The 22,681-nt window shown below is 62.4% G+C and carries 19 protein-coding genes; 4 read left to right on the top strand and 15 right to left on the bottom strand.

Going from position 1 to position 22,681, the window contains the following annotated elements; genetic code table 11:
• Positions 1-13: 13 nt before the first annotated feature.
• Positions 14-1,750, bottom strand: a complete 1,737-nt coding sequence (araD, locus tag NO932_RS02630) for an L-arabinonate dehydratase (RefSeq protein ID WP_309209473.1) — start codon at positions 1,748-1,750, stop codon at positions 14-16.
• Between the two features lie 284 nt (positions 1,751-2,034).
• On the opposite strand from araD, the gene NO932_RS02635 reads away from it, so the two are divergent.
• The gene (locus NO932_RS02635; protein WP_309209474.1) at positions 2,035-3,087 is read left to right on the top strand and encodes a sulfate/molybdate ABC transporter ATP-binding protein; all 1,053 of its coding nucleotides are present in this window, start codon (positions 2,035-2,037) and stop codon (positions 3,085-3,087) included.
• A 27-nt stretch (positions 3,088-3,114) separates the two neighbouring features.
• On the opposite strand, the gene cysW is transcribed toward NO932_RS02635, so the two are convergent.
• The 14 genes from cysW to NO932_RS02705 form a co-directional block, all read right to left on the bottom strand.
• The gene (gene cysW, locus NO932_RS02640) at positions 3,115-3,927 is read right to left on the bottom strand and encodes a sulfate ABC transporter permease subunit CysW (RefSeq protein WP_309209475.1); all 813 of its coding nucleotides are present in this window, start codon (positions 3,925-3,927) and stop codon (positions 3,115-3,117) included.
• Positions 3,924-4,769 carry a sulfate ABC transporter permease subunit CysT gene (gene cysT / locus NO932_RS02645; protein ID WP_309209477.1) on the bottom strand — a complete coding sequence of 282 codons (846 nt, stop codon included), beginning with the start codon at positions 4,767-4,769 and terminating at the stop codon, positions 3,924-3,926. The genes cysW and cysT overlap by 4 nt, the downstream gene beginning before the upstream one ends.
• Before the next feature lie 73 nt (positions 4,770-4,842).
• Positions 4,843-5,835 carry a sulfate ABC transporter substrate-binding protein gene (locus NO932_RS02650; protein WP_309209478.1) on the bottom strand — a complete coding sequence of 331 codons (993 nt, stop codon included), beginning with the start codon at positions 5,833-5,835 and terminating at the stop codon, positions 4,843-4,845.
• Positions 5,836-5,979: 144 nt separating this feature from the next.
• Positions 5,980-6,585, bottom strand: a complete 606-nt coding sequence (locus NO932_RS02655) for a histidine phosphatase family protein (protein WP_309209479.1) — start codon at positions 6,583-6,585, stop codon at positions 5,980-5,982.
• Positions 6,582-7,643 (bottom strand): ABC transporter ATP-binding protein, encoded by a 1,062-nt coding sequence (locus tag NO932_RS02660; RefSeq protein WP_309209481.1) that lies wholly within the window; start codon positions 7,641-7,643, stop codon positions 6,582-6,584. Before NO932_RS02660 ends, NO932_RS02655 begins: the two co-directional genes overlap by 4 nt.
• Before the next feature lie 7 nt (positions 7,644-7,650).
• Positions 7,651-9,396, bottom strand: coding sequence for an iron ABC transporter permease (locus NO932_RS02665; protein ID WP_309209482.1), 1,746 nt, complete (start codon positions 9,394-9,396; stop codon positions 7,651-7,653).
• Between the two features lie 59 nt (positions 9,397-9,455).
• On the bottom strand, positions 9,456-10,577 hold the full coding sequence (locus NO932_RS02670; protein ID WP_309209483.1) for an ABC transporter substrate-binding protein: 1,122 nt from the start codon (positions 10,575-10,577) through the stop codon (positions 9,456-9,458).
• Between the two features lie 142 nt (positions 10,578-10,719).
• Entirely contained in the window at positions 10,720-11,562 is an 843-nt protein-coding gene (locus tag NO932_RS02675) for a MurR/RpiR family transcriptional regulator (RefSeq protein ID WP_309209484.1), read from the bottom strand.
• A 65-nt stretch (positions 11,563-11,627) separates the two neighbouring features.
• Positions 11,628-13,004, bottom strand: a complete 1,377-nt coding sequence (locus NO932_RS02680; protein ID WP_309209485.1) for an FGGY-family carbohydrate kinase — start codon at positions 13,002-13,004, stop codon at positions 11,628-11,630.
• A complete protein-coding gene (locus NO932_RS02685) occupies positions 13,001-14,002 on the bottom strand; it encodes an ABC transporter permease (protein ID WP_309209486.1) in 1,002 nt (333 codons plus the stop codon). Before NO932_RS02685 ends, NO932_RS02680 begins: the two co-directional genes overlap by 4 nt.
• Positions 13,999-14,982 carry an ABC transporter permease gene (locus NO932_RS02690; RefSeq protein WP_309210975.1) on the bottom strand — a complete coding sequence of 328 codons (984 nt, stop codon included), beginning with the start codon at positions 14,980-14,982 and terminating at the stop codon, positions 13,999-14,001. The genes NO932_RS02685 and NO932_RS02690 overlap by 4 nt, the downstream gene beginning before the upstream one ends.
• The gene (locus NO932_RS02695; RefSeq protein WP_309209487.1) at positions 14,979-16,511 is read right to left on the bottom strand and encodes a sugar ABC transporter ATP-binding protein; all 1,533 of its coding nucleotides are present in this window, start codon (positions 16,509-16,511) and stop codon (positions 14,979-14,981) included. The genes NO932_RS02690 and NO932_RS02695 overlap by 4 nt, the downstream gene beginning before the upstream one ends.
• Positions 16,512-16,594: 83 nt before the next feature.
• The gene (rhaS, locus tag NO932_RS02700; RefSeq protein WP_309209488.1) at positions 16,595-17,593 is read right to left on the bottom strand and encodes a rhamnose ABC transporter substrate-binding protein; all 999 of its coding nucleotides are present in this window, start codon (positions 17,591-17,593) and stop codon (positions 16,595-16,597) included.
• Positions 17,594-17,645: 52 nt separating this feature from the next.
• Positions 17,646-18,458, bottom strand: coding sequence for a DeoR/GlpR family DNA-binding transcription regulator (locus tag NO932_RS02705; RefSeq protein WP_309162776.1), 813 nt, complete (start codon positions 18,456-18,458; stop codon positions 17,646-17,648).
• Positions 18,459-18,630: 172 nt separating this feature from the next.
• On the opposite strand from NO932_RS02705, the gene NO932_RS02710 reads away from it, so the two are divergent.
• The 3 genes from NO932_RS02710 to rhaM all read left to right on the top strand — a co-directional run bounded on the left by NO932_RS02710 (position 18,631) and on the right by rhaM (position 22,648).
• Entirely contained in the window at positions 18,631-20,733 is a 2,103-nt protein-coding gene (locus NO932_RS02710) for a bifunctional rhamnulose-1-phosphate aldolase/short-chain dehydrogenase (protein WP_309209489.1), read from the top strand.
• 230 nt (positions 20,734-20,963) lie between these two features.
• Positions 20,964-22,256, top strand: a complete 1,293-nt coding sequence (gene rhaI, locus NO932_RS02715; RefSeq protein WP_309209491.1) for an L-rhamnose catabolism isomerase — start codon at positions 20,964-20,966, stop codon at positions 22,254-22,256.
• A gap of 74 nt (positions 22,257-22,330) precedes the next feature.
• Entirely contained in the window at positions 22,331-22,648 is a 318-nt protein-coding gene (gene rhaM / locus NO932_RS02720; protein WP_309209492.1) for an L-rhamnose mutarotase, read from the top strand.
• The last annotated feature ends 33 nt before the right edge of the window (positions 22,649-22,681 follow it).

Genomic DNA, 22,681 nt, shown 5'->3' on the forward strand with positions numbered 1-22,681 from the left:
GTCCTCCCAAGGCTTAGAAAATATCAGGTTCGGCGACGGCGGCGCCGAAACGGGCTTCGAGGAAGTCGAAATCGCAGCCCTTGTCGGCCTGCGTCACGTGATTGACGTACATCCAGCCATAGCCGCGCTCGTAACGCGGCTTGGGCGCCACCCAGGCGCGTCGGCGTGAGGCGAGTTCGTCTTCGGAAACCAGCATGTCGATGCGCCGGCTGGGCACGTCCACCCTGATGATGTCGCCGGTTTTCACCAGTGCCAGCGGGCCGCCGATATGGGATTCGGGCGCCACATGCAGGATGCAGGCGCCATAGCTCGTCCCGCTCATACGCGAATCCGAAATGCGCAGCATGTCGCGCACCCCTTGGCGCAGCAACTTGCGCGGAATGGGCAGCATGCCCCATTCAGGCATCCCCGGCCCACCCTGCGGACCGGCATTGCGCAGAACCAGGATGTGGTCCGCCGTGACATCAAGGTCTTCGTCATCCACCGCCGCTTTCATCTCGGGGTAGGAATCGAAAACCAGAGCCGGCCCCTCATGGACCAGGAACCGGGCCTCGCATGCCGAAGGTTTGATCACGCACCCATCGGGCGCCAGATTCCCCCGCAGCACAGCCAGCGAGCCCTCGTGGTAGATCGGGTTGTCGAGCGGCCGGATAACGTCGGTGTTGTGGATCTCCGCGCCTTCCAGCGTCTCCCCCAATGTACGCCCCGAAACGGTCAACGCATCGAGATTGAGCCGGTCCCTGAGCTGCCCCATCAGCGCCCGCAATCCGCCGGCGAAATAGAAATCTTCCATGAGGTATGTCTTGCCCGACGGGCGGATATTGGCCAGCACAGGCGTCACCCGGCTGGCGGCGTCGAGATCGTCGAGCGTGAGGTCGATCCCGGCCCGCCGTGCCATGGCAAGCAGATGAACCACCGCATTTGTCGAACACCCCGTCGCCATCGCGACGATCACCGCGTTGTCCACGGCATCGCGGGTTAGGATCCTGTCGGGCGTCAGCCCCTCGGCGACCATCTCAACGATGCGCCGCCCGGTTTGCGTCGACATGCGGTTGTGGTTGGTGTCGGCGGCCGGAATCGAGCTCGCGCCGGGCAGGGTCAGCCCCAGCGCCTCAGCGATCGCGGTCATGGTGCTCGCCGTGCCGAAGGTCATGCAATGGCCGTAGGAGCGGGCGATGCCCTGCTCCACTTCCTTCCATTCGGCTTCCCCGATCACGCCGGCCCGCCGTTCGTCCCAATATTTCCACGAATCCGAACCCGACCCCAACGGCTGCCCACGATAATTGCCGCGCAGCATCGGGCCGGCGGGCAGGAAGATCATCGGATAGCCCGCGCTCACCGCCCCCAGCACCAGCCCCGGCGTGGTCTTGTCGCAGCCCCCCATCAGCACGGCGCCGTCTATGGGGTGGGCGCGCAGCATCTCCTCGGTCTCCATCGCCAACATGTTGCGATAGAGCATGGAGGTGGGCTTGAGCTGGCTTTCCGAGAGTGATAGCCCGGGCAGTTCCACCGGAAAGCCGCCGGCCTGCAATATGCCGCGTTTGACGTCCTCGACGCGCTCCTTGAAATGGGCATGGCAGGGATTGGTGTCCGACCAGGTGTTGACAATGCCGATGACCGGCTTACCGAGAAAATCGGCTTCGTCATAACCCATCTGCAGCATGCGCGAGCGATGCCCCATCGAACGCAGATCATCGGGCACGAACCAGCGATCGCTCCGGCGGGAGTTTTTGGTTTCGTTTTCGCTCATGGACTCCTCCTCGGCAGCGCCTCTCGCGCGTCGGCCCGTCCCGTTTAGCGCATCCTGCGCACAACTTCAACACTAATGCATTAGTGCTTCTGCCCCTCCGATCGTGCCGACCCGATTGCACCTGATGCCGGTTTGCGCCGGCACCTGGCCGGCGAATATAATTCCGCGGAGGCGGGAGCTTTTAGCATGCCGGCGCTGGTCGCCCCGGTTCTCAAGGCCCCGCCCAAGCGTATAAGGTCGCGACCACGCCGACGGGCGACCGCGACGGATCGGAAAAGGTATTTATGGAAGTCAAAGTCAAAAACGTGCGCAAGGAGTTCGACAAGTTCCCCGCGCTCCACGACGTGTCGCTCGATATCCAATCGGGCGAACTGATCGCGTTGCTCGGCCCGTCCGGCTCGGGCAAGACGACGTTGCTGCGTTTGATCGCGGGACTCGATTTTCCAACCGAGGGCGCCATTTATTTCGGCGAGGGCGACGCGTCGAAAAAGAGTGTGCAGGAGCGCAATGTGGGCTTTGTCTTCCAGCACTACGCGCTCTTTCGGCACATGACGGTGCTTGAAAATGTCGGGTTTGGCTTGAAAGTGCGCACCGGCAAGGACAAGCGCCCCAAAAAGGAGATCGAAGCCCGCTCGCGCGAGCTTTTGGACTTTGTCCAGCTCAAGGGGTTCGAAAAGCGTTATCCCAACCAGCTCTCCGGCGGCCAGCGTCAGCGCGTGGCGCTTGCCCGCGCCCTGGCCATCGAACCCAAGGTGCTGCTGCTCGACGAACCTTTCGGTGCTTTGGATGCGCAGGTGCGCAAGGAACTGCGCCGCTGGCTGCGCGAGGTCCACGATTCCACCGGCCACACCACCGTTTTCGTGACCCACGACCAGGAGGAAGCGCTCGAACTCGCAGATCGCGTCGTCGTCATGAGCCAGGGCCGGATCGAACAGGTGGGCGTGCCCGACGAGATCTACGACACCCCAAATTCGCCGACCGTCTATTCCTTTATCGGCCAATCCTCGCGCCTGCCGGTCAGCATCGAACGCGGCCAGCTCTATTTCGCAGACCGCCCGCTCGGTCTCGATGCCAAGGGCGTTGCCGATGGGGACGGCCAGCTCTTTTTCCGTCCGCACGACGTCGAAGTGGTCGAAAGCGGAGAAACGGCCATCGTGGGCACAGTTGCAACCAGCCGCCGCACCGCCGGCGTGCGCCAGGTCGAACTCGAAGTCGGCGGTGTCAGCGAAAAGGTCGAGATCGAAATCCCCGTCGATCACTCCGCGGTCGCCAAATCGCGCATCGCCTTTAGGCCCCGACGCTGGAGCGTGTTCCCGGCTGACGAGGGCGGCGTCTAACGCCGAAACGCGCGCAAGATGAGATGCTTAATGTGCGCCGTTCCGCCATTCCAGCAGCGATTTGAGCACGATCGTCACCACGGCAAGCAGCGCCAATAGCGTTGCGGCGGCAAAGGCGCCGGTGACGTTGAAATCATTGAACAGTTGGGAGATCTGCAGGGGCAGCGTGTTAGTCTGCCCCCGGATCGCGCCCGATACGACCGAAACGCCGCCGAACTCTCCCATCACCCGCGCATTGGTGAGGATCGCTCCATAGAGCAGCGCCCAACCGATATTAGGCAGCGTCACCAATCGCAGCATCTGAAATCCGCTGGCGCCGAGCGAAAGGGCTGCTTCCTCGTCCTCGGTTCCCTGCTGCGCCATCAGCGGGATCAACTCCCGCGCCACGAAAGGCGCGGTGACGAACAGACTTACAAGGAAAATCGCAAAAACCGTGAACATGATCGGTATTCCCGCCGCTTGCAGCGAAGGGCCGAGCAATCCCTGTCCGCCATAGAGAAACAGATAGGCCACCCCAGCCACGATCGGACTGATCGAAAACGGCAGCTCGATGATGGTCACCAGGAGCTGCCGCCCCACGAAGCGATGCCGCGTCACCAACCACGCCACGGCAATGCCGAAGACGATATTGATGGGCACGACGATCAACGCCGTCAGAACCGTCAATCCTACCGCATGCAGCGTGTTGGGCTCGATGATGTTGGTCAGATACGCGCCCCAGCCCTCCCGGAACGCATAGGCAAAGATCAGCGCCAGCGGCGCAACCAGCGTCAGCGCGGCGACGAGGAACGCCAACCCGATCAGCACGGTTTCGGCGGGGGACCGGCGCCGGGCACTCATCGGCTCTTCTCCGCGTAACGCAATTGCCAGCTCTGCAGCAGATTGGTCGAGAGCATGGTGATAAAGGAGACCACTAGCAGCACGGTGGCGAGTGCTGCGGCGGCCGGATAGTTGTATTCGTCGAGCCGGATGACGATCAGCAGGGAGACGATCTCGGTCATTCCCGGAATGTTGCCCGCGATGAACACCACGGCCCCGAACTCGCCGAGCGAGCGGGCGAAAGAGAGTACGCATCCAGTGAGGAACGCGGGCAGAATGGCCGGCCACACCACGCGAGTGAAAACCTGGAAATCGGTGGCCCCCAGGCTCCTTGCCGCCTCCTCGAATTCGGGCTCGAGTTGTTCGAGCACCGGCTGCACCGCTCGCACCACGAAGGGGATGGAGGTGAAGGTCATCGCAACCACGATGCCCACCTGGGTGTAGTTGACGTAAAGCCCCATCGGTTCGAGCACCGAGCCATACCACCCGTCGGGCGAAAACAGCGTCACCAGCGTTAGCCCGGCCACGGCGGTGGGCAGCGCGAACGGCAGATCGACCAGCGCATCGAGCGCCCGCCTTCCAGCAAAGCGATACCGCACGATTACCCAGGCGAGCAGCAGCCCCAGGATGGAATTGACCACCGTTGCCAGCGCCGCCGAGGAAATGGTGATCCAATAGGCCGCAAGCGCCCGCTGCGATGTGGTGATCCGCACGAACTCGTCGAACCCAAGGCTCGCCGATTTGAACACCATGGCAGCGATGGGCAGCGCGATGATGATCGTCGCATAGGTAAGCGCGATCCCCAGCGAAAGGCCGAAGCCGGGCAGAATGGATTTGCGATAAAGACGCGCAGCGAGAGCCAAGAATGTCCTCAGATGCTTATGGCAGCATGGGATCTCTCCCATGCCGCATCATGGTCGTTGGTTTGCTCGGCTCTTACTGGTTGAGGAAAACCTGATCGAGCAGTCCGCCCTCTGCGAAATGCTCCTGCGACGCCCGATCCCAGCCGCCGTATTCCTGTTCGATCGTCACTAGGCGCAACTCGGGGAACGTGTCGGCATACTCGGCCGCCACGGCCTCATCGTGAACGCGGTTGAAGTTCTGCGCCAGAATGGTCTGGCCTTCGCTCGAATAGAGAAATTCGATATAGGCCTGGGCGATCTCCGCCGATCCGCGCGCCTCGGCTACCCGGTCGACCACGGCCACCGGGAACTCGGCGAGGATGCTCACGCTGGGCACCACGACCTCGAACTGATCGGCGCCCAGTTGGTTGACGATCGCCAGCGCTTCGGCCTCGAAGGTGATCAGCACATCGCCCAGCCGCCGCTCGACAAAGGCAGTGGTCGCCCCGCGCCCGCCGGTCTCAAAGACCGGCACGTTGCCGAAGAAGGTGGTGAGAAACTCGGTGACTTCCGCCTCGTCGCCCCCGAACGCGCCACTGGCATAGGCTCGGGCCGCGAGATAGGTATAGCGCCCATTGCCGGAGGTCTTGGGATTGGGGAAAATCACCTGGACGTCCTCACGCACCAGATCGTCCCAATCCTCGATCCCTTTGGGATTGCCCGCCCGCACCAGAAAGGCTGGGGGCGAATAGTAGGGCGAAGCGTTGTTTGGAAATTCGCTCTGCCAGTTCTCCGAAACGAACCCGTTTTGAGCCAGCACGTTGACGTCGGTGACCTGGTTGAAGGTCACAAGATCGGCCTGCAGCCCTTCGAGAATGGCGCGCGCCTGGGTGGACGAGCCGGCATGGGACTGGTTGACGGTGAGCGTCGTGCCGGTCTCTTCGGCATAATGGGGAATGAAGGCTTCATTGATCGCCGCATAGAGCTCGCGGGCGATGTCGTAGGAGACGTTCAAAATGTCGGTCGGCTGCGCCGCCGCCGGTGTTGCCGTGGCGGCCAGCGCCAATGCGAGAAGAAACTTTTTCACCAAATGCCTCCATGGCGTGATCGTAGAGCCAGTGTAAGGCGGAGGCTTTGCGCGGGCGACGCAGGCGCGCGGATGCATGCGCCAAAATGGCGCCCGGCGGTGGCATGGATTTCTTCTACTGCGGAGGGATGGAGAATCCCCCGTTCAATCGGGTGCGTCCAGCACCGGTCCGAGCGGCGAATAGTTGAAGAGTTCGAGCCGCATATTGCCCGATCCGGCCGGGCGCTCCGCGAGGATCGTTAGGCTCGCCGGTCCCACGGGAATAATCCGCTTGGGCGGCAGGTCGATAAGGCTTTCAAGCAACGCCCGGATTACGCCACCATGGCAGACGACCAGAAGCTTCTCGCTGGTTTGTAGGGCCTGGGTGACACAGGCTGTCGTCCGGGCCACGAAATCGCTCCAGCTTTCTCCACCCGGCGGCGTATACGTCCCTGCACGCCACCCCTGATATCCAGCCACATCGTCAGCCCTGATCGCTTCGATCGGCCGCCCGGTCCATTCGCCGACATGGATTTCGCGCAGCTCAGCACGGCATTCGGCATCGGCAATGCCCAAAAGCCCCGCCGTATCGTGAGCGCGCTCGAGGTCCGAGCAGATCGTCCGATCCGGCGAAAGCCCCGCAATTACCGGTTTTAGTGCCTCTGCTTGTGCGCGGCCTTTCGCGGAGAGCGCGATATCGGCTTGCCCCTGCAAGCGGCGCTCGGCGTTCCACTCAGACTCCCCATGCCGCACGATCATCACACGCTTCATGCCATGATCTCCCCGGCGGGGGTAAAGAGCGCGGCGGGTTTTTCCGGCAACAGGAAATGAACGGTGTCGCCGGGCGCAAATTTCGGCGCCTTGTCCACAACCGCCGTCAGCCGCAGGTCGCCACGCGTGCCGGTCACCATGATCCGGCCGGCCACCGGGCTTGCTTCGGCAAAATCGAGCGCCAGCGTCCGCTGACTCTGGGTGTGGGAAACCCCAAGCGTTTCGGGCCGGTACATAGCCTGCGCCGCCCCTTCAAGATCAAACCCCTTGGGCAGCACCGTTCCGGCAAATTCGATCCCACCTTCGACTGGTCGCACCGGCACCAGATTTGCCGGAGGCGTGCCCACGAAGGTTGCGACGAACGCCGTCTGTGGATTGGCCACCAACTCCTCGGGCGTCCCGAATTGTTCGACCTCGCCATCTTTCAGCACCGCCACATGGCTCGCCATGGTCATGGCTTCCACCTGGTCGTGCGTCACATAGATTGAGGTCGCCCCTGTCGCCCGATGCACCCGCAGTAATTCGGTGCGCATCTCCACGCGCAGCTTGGCATCAAGGTTCGAGAGCGGTTCGTCGAACAGCAATATTCCCGGCTTGGGCGCGATCATCCGGGCAATCGCCACGCGCTGCTGCTGTCCGCCCGAAATCTCGTTGGGGTAGCGGGTGGCGAGCTTCTCGATCCCGAGCAGCGTCAGCACTTCGGCCACGCGCGCCTTGCGCTCCGCCGCCGCCATTTTGGCGACTTTGAGCGGCCATTCAACATTCCCCGCCACCGTCATATGCGGCCAGAGGGCATAGGATTGAAACACCAGTCCCGTGTCGCGCTGCGCCGGCTCGATGGTCCAGTTTTTATCGCCGTCCGAAACCGTGTTGCCTTCAAACGTGATGGTTCCTGCGGTTGGTGTTTCCAGCCCGGCCAGCATGCGTAGCATCGTCGATTTTCCGCAGCCGGACGGGCCGACAAGAACGAGGAACGAGCCCTTGGGCACCGAAAGGCTGACCGATTTGACGGCATCGAAATCGCCGAAACTCTTGGTGAGATTGGAAATGGAGATCATGGCGGGCCTAATTCTTGAGCCAGGGCTGCGATTTCGCCTGCAGCCGGTTGGCCAGCAGCGTCACGGCGATGGAGATGATGAGGATGACGACGGTGATCGCGTTGGCGAACTGGGTGAACCCTTCGGACGCATAGCGATAGGCGAGCACCGAGAGCAGCGGTGTGGTGGGCGTAAAGAGCAGCACCACCAGCGAAAGGTCGCGCACGATCTTGACGAAGATGATCAAGGCCCCGGCCGCCAGCCCACGGCTGGCGAGCGGCACGGTGATTGCAGCCATGCGCCGGAAGAACCCCGCCCCCGTCAGTCGCGCACTCTCGTCGAGATCGCCGGAAACCTGCTGGATCACGGCGCGGCCGGTCTGTACCGAGAAGGGCACGAGGTAGGCGGTGCCAGCGATCACCAGCAGCGCGAATGTGCCGTAAAGCGCTGGGAACGGCCCGATCGGTGCGCCGAACAGTGCGATATAGGCCGCGCCGAACGCGATGCCCGGAACCAGCAGCGGCAGGAACGAGATCTGGTTGATGACCCCTGAAAGGAACCCGGTGCGGTAACGCGCCAACGTAAAGGCCACCATCAGCCCCAGCACCGAGCCGGTGATCGCAACCACAACTCCGAGTCCCAGCGTCGTGGTCGTCGCCGAAACGATGAACGGGTTGTGGAAAACACCTGCCTGTCCCTGAGCGATCGAGGGATTGGAAGCGCCCATCCAATAGTGCAGCGTCCAGTTGGAAAAGAGCGCCGACGAACTTGGAGCCAATGACGAGGCGATGAGGATGACCACCGGCACCACGGTGGTCAGAAGACAGATGATCGTGGCGATGGCAAACAGCGGGTATTTCGCGCCGCCCAGCGTGAACCGCTTGGCGCGCCCGCCTTTGCCGGTGATCGTTGCATAGGAGCGCCGGCCGGAAATCACCTTGTTGCCGAACCAGAGGAAAAAGGCCGAAACAACGATCAGCAGAATGGCGATCACATAGCCGCGGGCCGTCTGGCCGATCTCGATCATCCCGAACAGCCGCGTCGCCATGGTCTGCATTCTGACCGGCAGGCCCAGAAGGGCAGGGGCCGCGAAATTGGAAACCGCCCCCGCAAAGGTGAGCGAGGCGCCCGACACGATGGCCGGCAGCGCCACGGGCAGGATGATGCCCATGAGGATTCGACCGCGCTTGGCGCCGGTCATCTGCGCGGCTTCCACGAGATCGGAATTGACCGTGGCCAGCGCTGCGGCAATCACCGTGAAGGCCAGGGAATAATAATGCGCGATCAACACGATCAGCGTGGGTATCATGCCCCAGCTCAGCCAATCGGGTACCGATAGGCCCAGGCCTTCGAGGAAGCCGGTCTGGCCTCCAACACGTCCGTTCCTGAACAGCGAGCCCCAGGCGAGCGCCGTGGCAAAGCTCGGAATCATGAAGGGCAGGGTGGCCATCAATCCGATCGTCCGCCGGAACGGAATATCGGTCATCACCACCAGCCAGGCCAGAAATCCGCCGATCAACACGCATCCTGCGGCAACGCCAAATCCCAGGATCAGCGTATTGCCCAGCGGCACCCAGAGTAGGTTCCGCGACAGTGGGCTGATCACCACGTCGCTCCATGCAGCAACCGTTCCGGGCATCAACGTTTCGAACAGGATGCGCAGCAGCGGCCCGGCGATCAAAACGCCGATAACGGCAAGAACGCAGACCTTGAGGACCAGGCCTTGCGGTAGCGAAATCCGCCCCCGGCCGGCGATCGATGAAGAAGTGGCCATTATTTCGGTCTCATGAGGAGATCTCCCCCGGCGATCATTCGCCGGGGGAGGAGAAAAGCTTACTGCAGCACCAGAATGAAGTCGGCGATCTCCTGGCGGATTTCAGCCGTCGCGGTTGGATCGATGCGCCAGGCGATGAAGTCTTCCAGCGGCACGGCGTCCGGGTGGCTCACGATATCGGTGCGCGTGGCATAGTCGCCGGGCACATAAAACGGCGCAAAGCCTTCGCCGCCGGTTTCGCTGTCGTCACCCATCAAAAAGTCGATGGCGAGACGGGCCGCGGCCGGATGTTCGGTGTTGGCCGAAAGCGCCAGCAGAGCCGGGAAGATGATGCCGTTGGACGGTTCGACTTCATTGGCCACCTGCAGCGCCCAGCCCTCATCCTCATTATCGCGACGGTCGGAGTACGAGGTGAAGCCGATCGGCGGGTTGGGCTGGCCGATCGAGCCGATGGCGGCGTTGACGTCGTCGGTCGAGGAGACCAACACGACGTCATTGGCGAAAAGATCGGCGATGAACTGCATGCCGGCATTCTCATTGCCCGCGTCGAGTTCGATCGGGGCGCCGAATTCGGCTTCATAAGCCTGGGCCATCTCGTCCGAACGCAGAACGATTTCCACCATCAGGTCGAGATAGTCGCCGCGCTGGAGCGGATCAACCATAATCACCCGGCCGGTCCACTCTTGGGTGGTCAGGTCCCAGAGATTGTCGACCGGCGCACCATCGGGGTGAGCTTCTTCGTTGTACATCAGCACCTTGGTCGAAAGGCGCTGGGACAGCAGCGGGCTCTTGAATTCTTCCGGCAGCAGCTCGGAAACGCGCGGCGGCACATAGCCCTCGATCAGCCCCTGATCGAGCAGTTCGGTCAAAACGACCGGGGCGTCGGAAATATAAACGACGTCCGCCGAAGCGATCCCGGCGGCAGCTTCCGCCTGCAGGCGGGCGATCTGCTCGGTCGAGCTCGCGTCATAACCGACCAGGTCGATGCCGGGATAGGCAGCTTCAAATGCGGCTTCTACCGCAGCAATGCGGCTGGTGAAAGAATAGACGGTGACTGTGCCTTCTTCCTGGGCGAGCGGCAGCAGCTCCTCGGCGGTCATGGCGTCGAGATCCTGGGAAAGGGAGGGAGTGGTCAGAAGGCCGACCAAGGCTGTGGTGGCCAGAAGATACTTAAGGGTCATTGATGGTCCTCCAGTGGGTGGAGCCGGTGCTTGCCGGCCCGCGTTAATGCACATGTATTTGCAACATTCGTATGACATGCAAGTTTACTTGCAGAATTTTGCCATGCGAACTCGGCGGTCCTCCACCCGCCGCTCCGTGTCCCTAGCGAGACTCGAATTCGTTGATCAATTCACCCAGCGTTTCCAGCCGTTCGAGCGCTTTGGTCTGGTCCTTCTGCGCCATGGTCAGAACCAGGGCATTGGTGATCGCCATCGGCACGGTCAGCGTCTGGAAACTATCGTTTGAACCTGACCGTGGGGCAGAAAGCAGCATGTCAGGCGCCGGCGCCAGTGCCGGTCCCAGCGAACCGGAAATCGAGATCGAGGTCGCTCCGACTACTCGGGCACGCTCGACCAGCGCCGCATAGTGCCGGGGCTGCCGCCGGAACGCGAAAGCGATCAACGCATCCTCATCGCTCATCCGCAGCACCTGTTCGGCGAGGTCGCGGCTGTCGCCGGAAAGGATCTCCACATCCAGCCCCATACGCAAAAGCCGCTTTTCGAGCATGACGCCCAGCGTCACTGCATTGCCGCGCGCAAAGATGAACACCCGCCGTGCCCGGATCAGCACTTCTGCCGCCTGCTCGATCCGTCGTGCATCGATATAGTTGGGCAGATTGCCCAACGCTTCAATCTCGCGGGCGATCAGTTCGGAAAGCAGATCCCCGCCCTGCGCCGCCTCCAGCGTATTGCGGACTCGCAACGCGGGGTCGGTCTTGACGATGAATTCGTCCCGGATGGCATCGCGAAACCCGGCATAGCTCTCGAACCCGAGCTTTTTGGCCAATCGCGATGCGGTGGCTTCATGCACCCCGATTCGCTGTGCTAGGCTCGACGCCGTCCCCAACGCCACGTCGCGCGGCTTGGCGATGATCTCGCGCACGAGCTTCTGCTCTGCCCGCGTGAGATTTTCGGCCACCGACTGGACACGTTCGAGAATGGACATGGCTCCTCCTGTCCGCTCTCATACGTTTTTGCATTAGAAATTGCAAGAACAATATATATTGCAAGTTAGCTTGCGCAAGTGCTCCGCCAACGCCGCGCGTATTCGCGCAAGGCCCCTGCTTCCGCAACGCCCAATTCCCGTCTCTCAGAACGGCCGCGCGGCCTTGCGCCTTTGCCTAATGCCAGTAACGCCGCACCGATGCTTGTCCCCGTTGCGTTCCGTCCATCGGCAAGCACGGCCCGCCCCGTTGCTGCCTCCAGCATCGCCAGATAATCGAAGTTCCGCGCGAAGGGGCCCTCGACGATGATCTCGCCCTCCGCTCCGGTTAGGGTCAGGCATTCCGCCGTCATCAGCGCCAGGTAAAACGAGATCACCGCATGCCGCGTCGGCGCATCCGCCGTCTCGGCGCCCCTAGTCCACCGCGCCGCCCGCCCGGGAAACGGCCCCGACCCGCTTTGCACGGTCGGGAGCAGCATCAATCCCTTCTCCAGCACCGTCTTGACCGTCCCGGCGTCGTGCGGCTCGGTCCTGTCACCTGTCAGCAGCGAATATTCCCGCCCCCCCATCAACCGCGCCGAGGGCACCGTGCGGCCAAGTGCGTCGATATTGGCGAGACAATCGCGTTCCGCATCAAGCATCTCGATCTTTCCACCGGGCGAGGCGACCACCACCCAGGTTCCGGTCGAAACCACTGAAAACGGCGGCGTCCGCTCCAGCACATGCGGCAGCAGCGAAGCGTTGGAATCGTGAATGCCGCAATGAACGGGCGTTCCTTCCGCCAGCCCCGTCCGGTCGGCAACCTCGGACCCGATTGCCCCCAGCGCATCGAACGCCGACCGGATCGGCGGCAGCTTTCCGCCAATCTCCAAGGCCTCGACCAGCAACGAAAACCTCCCGCGCTCGAAATCCCACAGCCCCGTATGGCACCCCAGCGATGTCAGCTCCGACGCCGCCACCCCGGTCAGCCGCCAGGCCCAATATTGCGGATAGGTGAGTATGGCCCGCGCCCGCGCGAACGCCTCCGGCCATTCCCGCTTCAGCCAATAAAGCTGTGCTCCGAGGTTAAGCCCCATCGCCAGCCGGGGGGTCAGCGTCACCTCAAAAGGCGGGCACAGAGCGTCATACTCGGCCCGTACCGTAGCGGGCCCGTCGAACTCATAGTCGAGCACCGGCAACACCAGTTCGCCTGCCCCATCGACCAGCGCCGCGGTTGCCCCATGCGTGGTGATCGAGAGCGCGTCGATGGGGTACTCGCGGTTGAGTTCGCCCATCGCCGCCAGCAGGAAATCCCAGATCCCCTCGATATCGAAATGCGGGTAGGGCGGTCCGCTCAGCACCCGATTGGGCCGCGTGCGCACCGCCACTTCGGCCATCGTTTCGGCATCGACGATGGCGAATTTGGCGTTTGTCTTGCCGATGTCGATGACACCGACATGCCTCATCGGCGCGCCAGCCCCTGCCGGATGCGCCCGATGACGATCGGGACGGCGATCACCGTGATCAGCATTGCGCCCACGACGATCGACATCACGATTCCCGGCACGTTGAGCAGTCCCAGCCCGAAGGTCACCAGTCCCATCACGCATCCGGCGATCACCACCCCCAATATGCTCCCCGATCCCCCCAGGATCGAAACTCCGCCCAGAACCACGATGGTCACCACCTCGAGCTCCCACGCCTGCGCGATCGAGGGCCGCGTCGAGCCCAACCGCGAGGTCAGAAGAATCGCGGCGAGCCCCGACATCACCCCGGTCAGCAAAAACAGGATGAACTTGATCCGCCGCACCCTGATCCCGGAGAACTGCGCGGCGATCGGATTATTGCCGATCGCGAACACCGATCGCCCGAAGCTCGTGCGATGCAAGAGAATGCCGAACAGCACCGCCATCACGAGGAACAGCACAAGCTCGAACGAGATCACCCAGTAGACGTAACCCTGCCCGAAATAGGAAAAGCCCGGCGGGTAGTCGGTAAACGCCTGATCGCCCAGAACGATATAAGAGATGCCCCGGAAGAGGCTCATCGTGCCGATGGTGACGACGATCGAGGGCAGCTTCAGCCCCGCCACCAGCGCCCCGTTGATCGCCCCGCACACCAGTCCGGTGCTCAGGCCGATGGCGATCAACAAGGGCACGTCCGCCCCCATCTGCGCCGCCGCCCCCATGGCGGTGGAAGCCAGCGCCAGAATGCCGGCCACTGAAAGGTCGATCTCGCCTGAAATGATCACCATCGCCATGGCCAGCGCGATGATCGCCCGCTCGGTGAAATTGAACGTGGCGTCCGAAATGCTCCAGGGGGTAAGGAAATAGGGCGTCGCGAAGCTGTTGAAGATGAACACCGCCACCGCCACCAGCAGCAGAAGGAATTCCCAGCTTTTGAGTGCCCCCATCCAGCGGTTTTCCAGTCGGTCGGGAATGGCGTGCGGATTGGCCGTCGTCATGGGTTCGCTTCCGCTTTTCTGAGAATGATCCGCCCCTTCTTGCGCTCGGCGCGGGCGTTGAAGATCACCGCGATGATGATGACGGTTCCCGAGATCGCCATCTGCGCGAAGGGCGAAACGTTGATCACCGGCAGCGCGTTGGCGACGATCCCCAGGAACAGCGCTCCCAGCACCGCCCCCGCCGCCGTCCCGATCCCCCCGGCAATCGAGATGCCCCCGATGACGCAGGCGGCGATGACGTTGAGTTCGAACCCGCTGGCGATTTCGGTATAGGCCACCGAATAGCGCGCCACCCACAGATACCCCGCCAGTCCCGCAACCATCCCCGAGATCATGAAGGCGAAAAATTGCGTCCGCCCCACATCGATCCCCGCGTAGACCGAGGCGGTGGGATTGACCCCCACCGCATAGATGTTGCGCCCCAGCTTCGTCCGGCTCATCAACAGCACAAAGGCGGCAATAATGACAATCGCGAACCAGGAGAACCCTGGCAGGCCGAGGAACGTCATGCGCGGCAACGCCTTGAACGCGTCGGTCATCTGGTGCGCGTTGACCCATTGCCCCTGCGAGAGCAAAAAGATCGAGCCCCGAAATATGGTCATCGTCCCCAGCGTCACGACGATGGAGGGGATGCCCAGCTTCCACACCAGCGCCCCGTTGAAAGCCCCCAACAGCGCCCCGCATCCGATGGCGGCCACGATCAGCAGGGGCACGGGAATACCTGGAAACGCCACATTGAGCAGTGCGACGATCATCCCGCAGAGCGCCAGATTGGCGGCGATTGAAAGATCGATGCAGCGGGTGAGGATCACCACCATCTGCCCCAGGGCCAGGATGAACAGGATGGCGGTGTCGTCGAACACGCGCACCAGGTTACCGGGCGCGACAAACGGGGGATAGCGCAGCGTGATCAGTCCGATCAGCACCAATATCGCCCCGACCAGGATCAGTTCGCGATGTTTCGATAGCGCCGCCATCAGTGATCCCCAATCCCGGCCGCCATGCGCACCAGCGTCTCGGCATCGAGCGCGGCTCGTTCGAACTCACCGGCGATCAGCCCCTCGCGCATAACGATCACCCGGTCCGACATGCCCATGATCTCGGGCAGTTCAGACGAGACCATGATTACCGACAGCCCCTCAGCCGCCAATTCGCTCATGAAGGCATGCACGGCGGCTTTCGAGCCGATATCGATCCCCTTGGTGGGTTCGTCCAGAATGATCACCTTAGGCCTCGTTGCCAGCCACTTGGCGATCACCACCTTCTGCTGATTGCCACCCGATAGTGTCCCCACCTCCTGGCTGAGCGATGCGGCTCTCAGATCGAGCCGTTCAGAATATTGCCGCGCCAGCGCAAATTCGCGGGCCATGTCCAGAAATCCGGCTCGCGAGGTTTTTTTGAGCGAGGGCAGCGAAATATTCTGGACGATCGGAAGCCCCGTGACCGCCCCCTGCCGTCCGCGCTCCTCGGGCACATAGACGATGCCCTTTTCGATGGCATCGGCCTCCGATTTCGCCAGCGCCGGCTTGCCTTCGAGCGTCACCGCGCCGCTCGAAACCCGCGTTGCCCCAAACAGCGCCTGCATCAATTCCGAGCGCCCCGCGCCCACCAGGCCATAGAACCCGAGAATCTCCCCGCGCCGCAGTGTAAAGCTTATGGAATCGAACTCGGTCGGGTGGGAAAGCCCTTCCACCTCCAAAACCGTCGCCCCGATCGCCACGTCCTGCTTGGGAAAGGCCTGGTCCACCGACCGCCCCACCATCATGCGCACCAATTCGCGCTGGTTGGTGTCCGCCATCGGCCCTGCGCCGATCATCTGGCCGTCGCGGAACACCGTGTAACGGTCGGCGATCCGGAAGATCTCGTCGAATTTGTGCGAGATGAACAGGATCGCCTTGCCATCGGCCTTGAGCAGGTCGATCAGGACGAACAGCTCTTCGATCTCCTTGTGCGAAAGCGCGGCGGTGGGTTCGTCCATGATGACGATCTGGGCCTCGATCGACATGGCCCGCGCCACCGCCACCAGATGCTTGTTGGCGATCGAAAGGTCCTTGAGCCGTGCGCGTGGGTCGATCGGAGCGCCCATGGAACTAAGGATATCGGCGGCCTCAGCCCGCAGAGTCTTCCAGTCCACAAGCCCCAGCCGCGTGCGCGGCGCATGGCCCAGAAAGATGTTCTCGGCCACCGAGAGTTCGTCGAACAACACGGTCTCCTGATGGATCGCGGTGATCCCGTGTTCGAGCGCCGCATGAGCCGAGGAAAAATGCACATGCTGGCTATCCAGCACGATCTCCCCAGCGTCGGGTTGGTAGATCCCGGTCAGGATCTTGACCAGCGTCGATTTCCCCGCCCCGTTCTCGCCGACGAGCGCAGTGACTTGCCCAGGATAGAGCTCGAGCGAAATCCCCTCGAGCGCCTTGACGCCGGGAAAGGATTTGGAGATGCCGGTCATCGTCAGGATCGGGGTTGCCTCCGCTCCGAGCGATACAACCTGAGGTGCGGCGGACATCGTCGCGAAAACCTCGCCGGTTTGAAGGATAAAGGCGCTGCCCGGCGTTTTTGCCGGGCAGCATTGCTATTGCAAACGGACGATCAGAAGATGTCCTTGAACTCGTCGATATTGCTCGCGTCGTAGACGAACGGCTCGGACATGCCCGCTTCGAGATTGTCGTCGAGCGTGATTTCGCCAACCCGGCCGATCGAGATCGTGGCGCCCGGCTCGACCGTGGCATTCTCGCTGGCCAGCTCATAAGCGATATAGGCGGCGGAATAGCCCAGATCGACGGGGTTCCAGATAGCGAACTCCTTGGTCGCCCCGGATTCGATCGCTCCCGCCATTTCCGAGGGCAGACCGAGGCCGGTCACGTAAACCTCTCCGATCATCCCTGCATCTTCCACCGCGCGCGAAGCGGCCAGAATGCCCACGGTGGTTGGCGCCACGATCACTTTGACATTGGGCATCGATTGCAGAATGCCCTGCGCCTCGCGGTAGGATTTATCGGCCAGATCGTCGCCATAGACGGTGGTGACCAGGTTGAGATCCGGGAAATCGCCCATCTGCGCTTCCATTTCCTCGATCCAGATATTCTGGTTGGTCGAAGTGGTGGTCGCCGAAAGAATGGCGAAATCGCTCTCGCCCTCGGGCATATGCGCCTCGACGAGCTGGAGGTTCATCCGCCCGATCAGCTCGTTGGACGAGGGGTTGAGATGCATCTGCCGTCCTTCGGGGGCAACGCCCGAGTCCCAGGAGATCACGGTGATACCGCGCTCCATGGCGCGTTGCAGCGCCGGCACCACCGCGTCCGGATCGTTGGCCGAGATGGCGATGGCGTCCACGTTCTGGGCGATCAGCGTGTTGATCACCTCGATCTGGCCTTCCGCCGTGGTCGAGGTCGGGCCGGTATAGATGATCTCGACGTCCCCGATTTCCTCTGCCGCCTCCTCGGCGCCCCGCGCCGCGGCTTCGAAAAAGCCGTTGCCAAGCGATTTGGCGACCAGAGCGATGCGCGTCTGGGCCTGTGCCGGCATGGCGACCGCCATCATGGCGGCGGCCATCGCCGTCGTTGCAAGAAGTGTCCTAACCAAGCTCATGAAATCCTCCCTGGAGCTTTATTGGTTGCTTTTCCCGCGCCGGTCATCGTCCTCAGGCGACCGACGAAGAGTCCTCCGTGTTCGACCGCTCCCCGGCATCGGCGATGATGAGTTTGATGCCGTTATCCTCCAGCATCTGGCGATCCTGATCGCTGATGCCGCGGTCCGTGATGATTGTGGAAATCCTTTCGAGCGGGCACAGGATCAGGCTCGAGCGCTGGCGGAACTTGGTGGAATCGGCCAGTACCACCAATTCGTCGGCCTGCCCGATCAGCTTCATTTCCGCCTGGATCAGCAGCGGGTCGGCTTCGGTCAGCCCATGCCGTCCCAGCCCCTGCGCCCCCATGAACATGCGCTTGGCATAAAAATGCCGCGTCACGTCGCTTTCGAAGGGCGAAAGAATGATGTTCTGCTCGCGATAGATCGTGCCCCCGGGGACCACCACCGAATTCTTCGAATGTGCCAGCAGATGGCTGGCGATCGGGAACGAGTTGGTCAGCACCTGGCAGCGCCGGGCGATCAGGTGAAACACCATCTGGTAGGTGGTCGTACCTCCATTGATGATGATCGAGTCCCCGTCCGCGCAAAGGTCCACCGCCGCCTTGGCGATAGCGCGCTTGAGGGGGGCATTGATCGATTCATTGACCGAGAACGGCCGCCCCACCAGCCCCGATTGCGTCGGCGGATTGAGCGCCTCGGCGCCCCCGCGCACCCGCCGCAGCTTGCCCTGCACATGCAGCGCCGCGATATCGCGTCTGATGGTGGCTTCGGAGGTGTCGGTGAGGTCCACAAGTTCGCCCACGGTCGCGACCGGCCGCGCCTGAACGGCGGACAGAATGACCTTGTGGCGTTCGCGCTCATGCATATCCGGCAAATCCTCCCTTGGTCGTATGGCATCACCAAAAACGATCACTGTCAATCAGCATGTAACGAAGTTGACCTATTTTGATCGAACTTGATTGTTTTGTGATTGACTTTGTCCTGACCGCATGTGGTTATGAAGCCAAAAGACCGATCCGGCTTCTGGGAGGAATACCATGCCAGCTTCCGCCGCACCTGCGCGCATCGCCAATCTGTGGGACGATGCGAAGACCGCGTCCATGACCGAGCCCGAGCGTCTGGTCTACCGCTCCAATCTCCTGGGCTCGGACAAGCGCGTCACCAATTACGGCGGCGGCAACACCTCCTCGAAAATCTTCGAAAAGGACCCGCTGACCGGTGAGCAGGTCGAAGTCCTTTGGGTCAAAGGCTCGGGCGGCGATGTCGGCACCATAAAGCTCGACGGCTTTTCCACCCTCTACATGGACAAGCTCCGGGCGCTGAAAGGTCTCTATCGCGGCCTCGAACACGAGGACGAGATGGTCGGCTATCTCCCCCACGCCACCTTCAACCTCAATCCCCGCGCCGCTTCGATCGATACGCCGCTGCACGCCTATGTGCCCAAACCCTTCGTCGATCACATGCACCCCGACGCCATCATCGCCATCGCCGCCTCGAAAGATTCCAAAGCGCTGACGCAGGAAATCTTCGGCGACGAAATCGGCTGGCTCCCCTGGAAGCGCCCCGGCTATGAGCTCGGCCTGTGGCTGGAAAAATTCTGCCTCGACAACCCTCAGGCCAAGGGCGTCATCCTCGAATCCCACGGCCTGTTCACTTGGGGCGACACGCCCAAGGAGTGTTACGAGCAGACCATCGCGACCATCAACAAGGCAATGGATTGGCTCGAAGCCAAAACCGCTGCCGTGCCCGCCTTTGGCGGCGAGAAATTCGCCTCGCTCCCCGCTGAGGAGCGCCGCGCCATCGCCGCGCGTCTAATGCCCGCCATCCGCGGCATGATCTCGGCCGACAGCCACAAAGTCGGCCATTTCGACGACAGCGACACGGTTCTGACCTTCGTCAATTCAAAGAACCTCGAACCCTTGGCTGCGTTGGGCACCTCGTGCCCCGATCACTTCCTGCGCACCAAAATTCGCCCATTGGTCATCGCTTTCGACCCCGCCAACCCCGACGTCGATGCCGTCCTCGCCAGCCTCCCCGAGCAGGTCGAGGCCTACCGCGCCGACTACTCTGCCTATTACGAGCGCTGCAAGCGCGAGAATTCCCCCGCCCTGCGCGACCCCAACGCCGTGGTGTACCTGATGCCCGGCGTCGGCATGTTCACCTTCGCCAAGGACAAGGCGACCGCCCGCATCTCCGGCGAATTTTACGTCAACGCTATCAACGTCATGCGCGGCGCCTCCGCCGTTTCCACCTATCAGGGCCTTTCCGAGCAGGAGGCTTTCGATATCGAATACTGGCTCCTTGAGGAAGCCAAGCTGCAACGCATGCCCAAGCCCAAATCCCTTGCCGGCCAAATCGCGCTGGTGACCGGCGGGGCAGGGGGCATCGGCAAGGCCACCGCCGCGCGCCTCCTTCGCGAGGGCGCTTGCGTGGTGATCGCCGATATCGATGAAGCGGCGTTGGATGCCGCCAAGGACGAGCTTGCCGCCGCCTTCGGCAAGGATGTCGTCCGCACCGCTTTGGTGGACGTCACCTCTGAAGAGGCGGTGATCCGCGGCTTTTTCGGTACCTCAGTCGAATTCGGCGGCCTTGATATCCTCGTTTCCAATGCCGGTCTCGCCTCTTCTGCCCCCATCGAGGAGACGTCGCTGGAGCTGTGGAACCGCAACATGGATATCCTCTCGACCGGCTATTTCCTGGTTTCCCGCGAAGCGTTCAAACTCTTCCGCGCCCAGAAGATCGGCGGCAACGTCGTCTTTGTCGCGTCCAAGAACGGCCTCGCCGCCTCCCCCAACGCCTCGGCCTATTGCACGGCCAAGGCCGCCGAAATCCACCTCGCCCGCTGCCTCGCGCTCGAAGGCGCCGCCGAACAGATCCGCGTCAACGTGGTGAACCCCGACGCCGTGCTGCGCGGTTCGAAAATCTGGACCGGCGAATGGAAAGAGCAACGCGCCGCCGCCTACAAGATGAGTAGCGACGACCTCGAGGAACACTACCGACAGCGCTCCCTCCTCAAGCGCTCGGTCTTCCCCGAGGACATCGCCGAAGCCATCTATTTCCTCGCCTCCGACATGTCGGCAAAATCCACGGGCAACATCATCAACGTCGACGCAGGAAACGCCCAGAGTTTTACGCGCTGAAAGTGCTTGGGCACTGGCGTCGGTTTAGCCACCGACTACCCTTCTCCCCTGGTGGGAGAAGGTGGCCGCGAAGCGGTCGGGTGAGGGGGGCTTGCCGTAGCGCCTGCCAGGAGCTTTTCTTCTCCCCTTGAGGGAGAAGGTGGGGTTTCGCCGAAGGCGAAAGGTCGGATGAGGGGTGCGCAGCGCTGGCCCAAGAACCAGCTCCTGCAATTAGAACTGGGAGGAATAATATGACCGAATCCAAAATCGCCGCCGAAACCATCACCGCCGCTAACGCGCAGCACTCCGCCACCCTCACCGCCGACTACGCCGCCCTCGGCGACCATCTCTCCCGCCGCGACATCGACATCGAAGCGATCACCCAAAAAGTCGCCAATTACGGCGTCGCGATCCCCTCTTGGGGCGTAGGCACCGGCGGCACCCGTTTCGCCCGCTTCCCCGGCCGCGGCGAGCCGCGAAACATCTTCGACAAGCTCGAAGACTGCGCCGTCATCCACCAATTGACCGGCGCCACTCCCACAGTCTCCCTCCACATCCCCTGGGACAAGGCCGACCCAAAAGAATTGAAGGCCAAAGCCGATTCCCTCCGCCTGGGCTTCGACGCCATGAATTCCAACACCTTCTCGGACGCCCCTGGTCAGGCGCTGAGCTATAAATTCGGCTCCCTCTCCCACACCGATCCCGCCATCCGCCGCCAGGCCATCGACCACAACATTGAATGCATCGAGATCGGCAAGGCGCTGGGCTCGAAAGCCCTGACCGTCTGGATCGGTGACGGCTCCAACTTCCCCGGCCAGACCCATTTCACCGCCCAGTTCGAGCGCTATCTCGATTCCATGAAGGACGTGGTCAAAGCCCTGCCGGCCGATTGGCGCATCTTCACCGAACACAAGATGTACGAGCCGGCCTTCTATTCCACGGTCGTCCAGGATTGGGGCACCAATTACCTCATCGCCCAAGAACTCGGCCCGCAGGCTTACTGCCTCGTCGACCTTGGCCACCACGCCCCCAACGTCAATATCGAGATGATCGTCGCGCGATTGATCCAGTTCAAAAAGCTCGGCGGCTTCCACTTCAACGATTCAAAATATGGCGACGACGACCTCGATACAGGCTCGATCGACCCCTACCGCCTGTTCTTGGTCTTCAACGAACTTGTCGATGCCGAACAGCGCGGCGCCGAGGGTTTCGATCCCGCCCACATGCTCGATCAGAGCCACAACGTCACCGACCCCATCGAAAGCCTGATGCAGTCCGCCATGGAGGTCCAGCGCGCCTACGCCCAGGCTCTCCTCGTCGACCGCACGGCCCTAGCCGAATACCAGGAGGCCAACGACGCCCTCATGGCCGCCCAGACCCTGAAATCGGCCTTCCGCACTGACGTCGAACCCATCCTCGCCATGGCCCGCCACCGCAAGGGCGCCGCTATCTCCCCCATCGCCGCCTACCGCGCATCCGGTTACCGCGACAAGGTCGCTGCCGAACGCCCGGCCGTCACCGGCGGCTCGGGCGGTATTATCTAACCTCTCGCTCGTCATCCCGGGACGTGTTCCCGGGACCCAGCCCTGCGCCGTCCGGTGCGAGAAAGGAAGCCTCCATGCCTGAACGCATCGCCTTCCGCATGAACCTCAATCCCCGCGGGGCCGCCGAGTATCGCCGCCGGCACGATGAGATCTGGCCCGAGCTCGCCGCCCTCCTGCGCGAGGCCGGCGTCTCGGACTATTCGATCTGGCTCGACCCCGAAACGCATCACCTCTTCGCCACTTTGGTCCGCACCGACGACCACACAATGGATCGCCTGCCGGAGAACGAGATCATGGCCCGCTGGTGGGCCATGATGGGCGATATCATGCAAACCAATCCGGACAACTCGCCCGTGGAAGTAAAGCTAGAGAGGGTATTCCAACTCGATTGATGGTGATCGGAGCACGGAGACACGCACGGCTCC

This window comes from Pelagibacterium sp. 26DY04, assembly GCF_031202305.1.
Classification (GTDB): domain Bacteria; phylum Pseudomonadota; class Alphaproteobacteria; order Rhizobiales; family Devosiaceae; genus Pelagibacterium.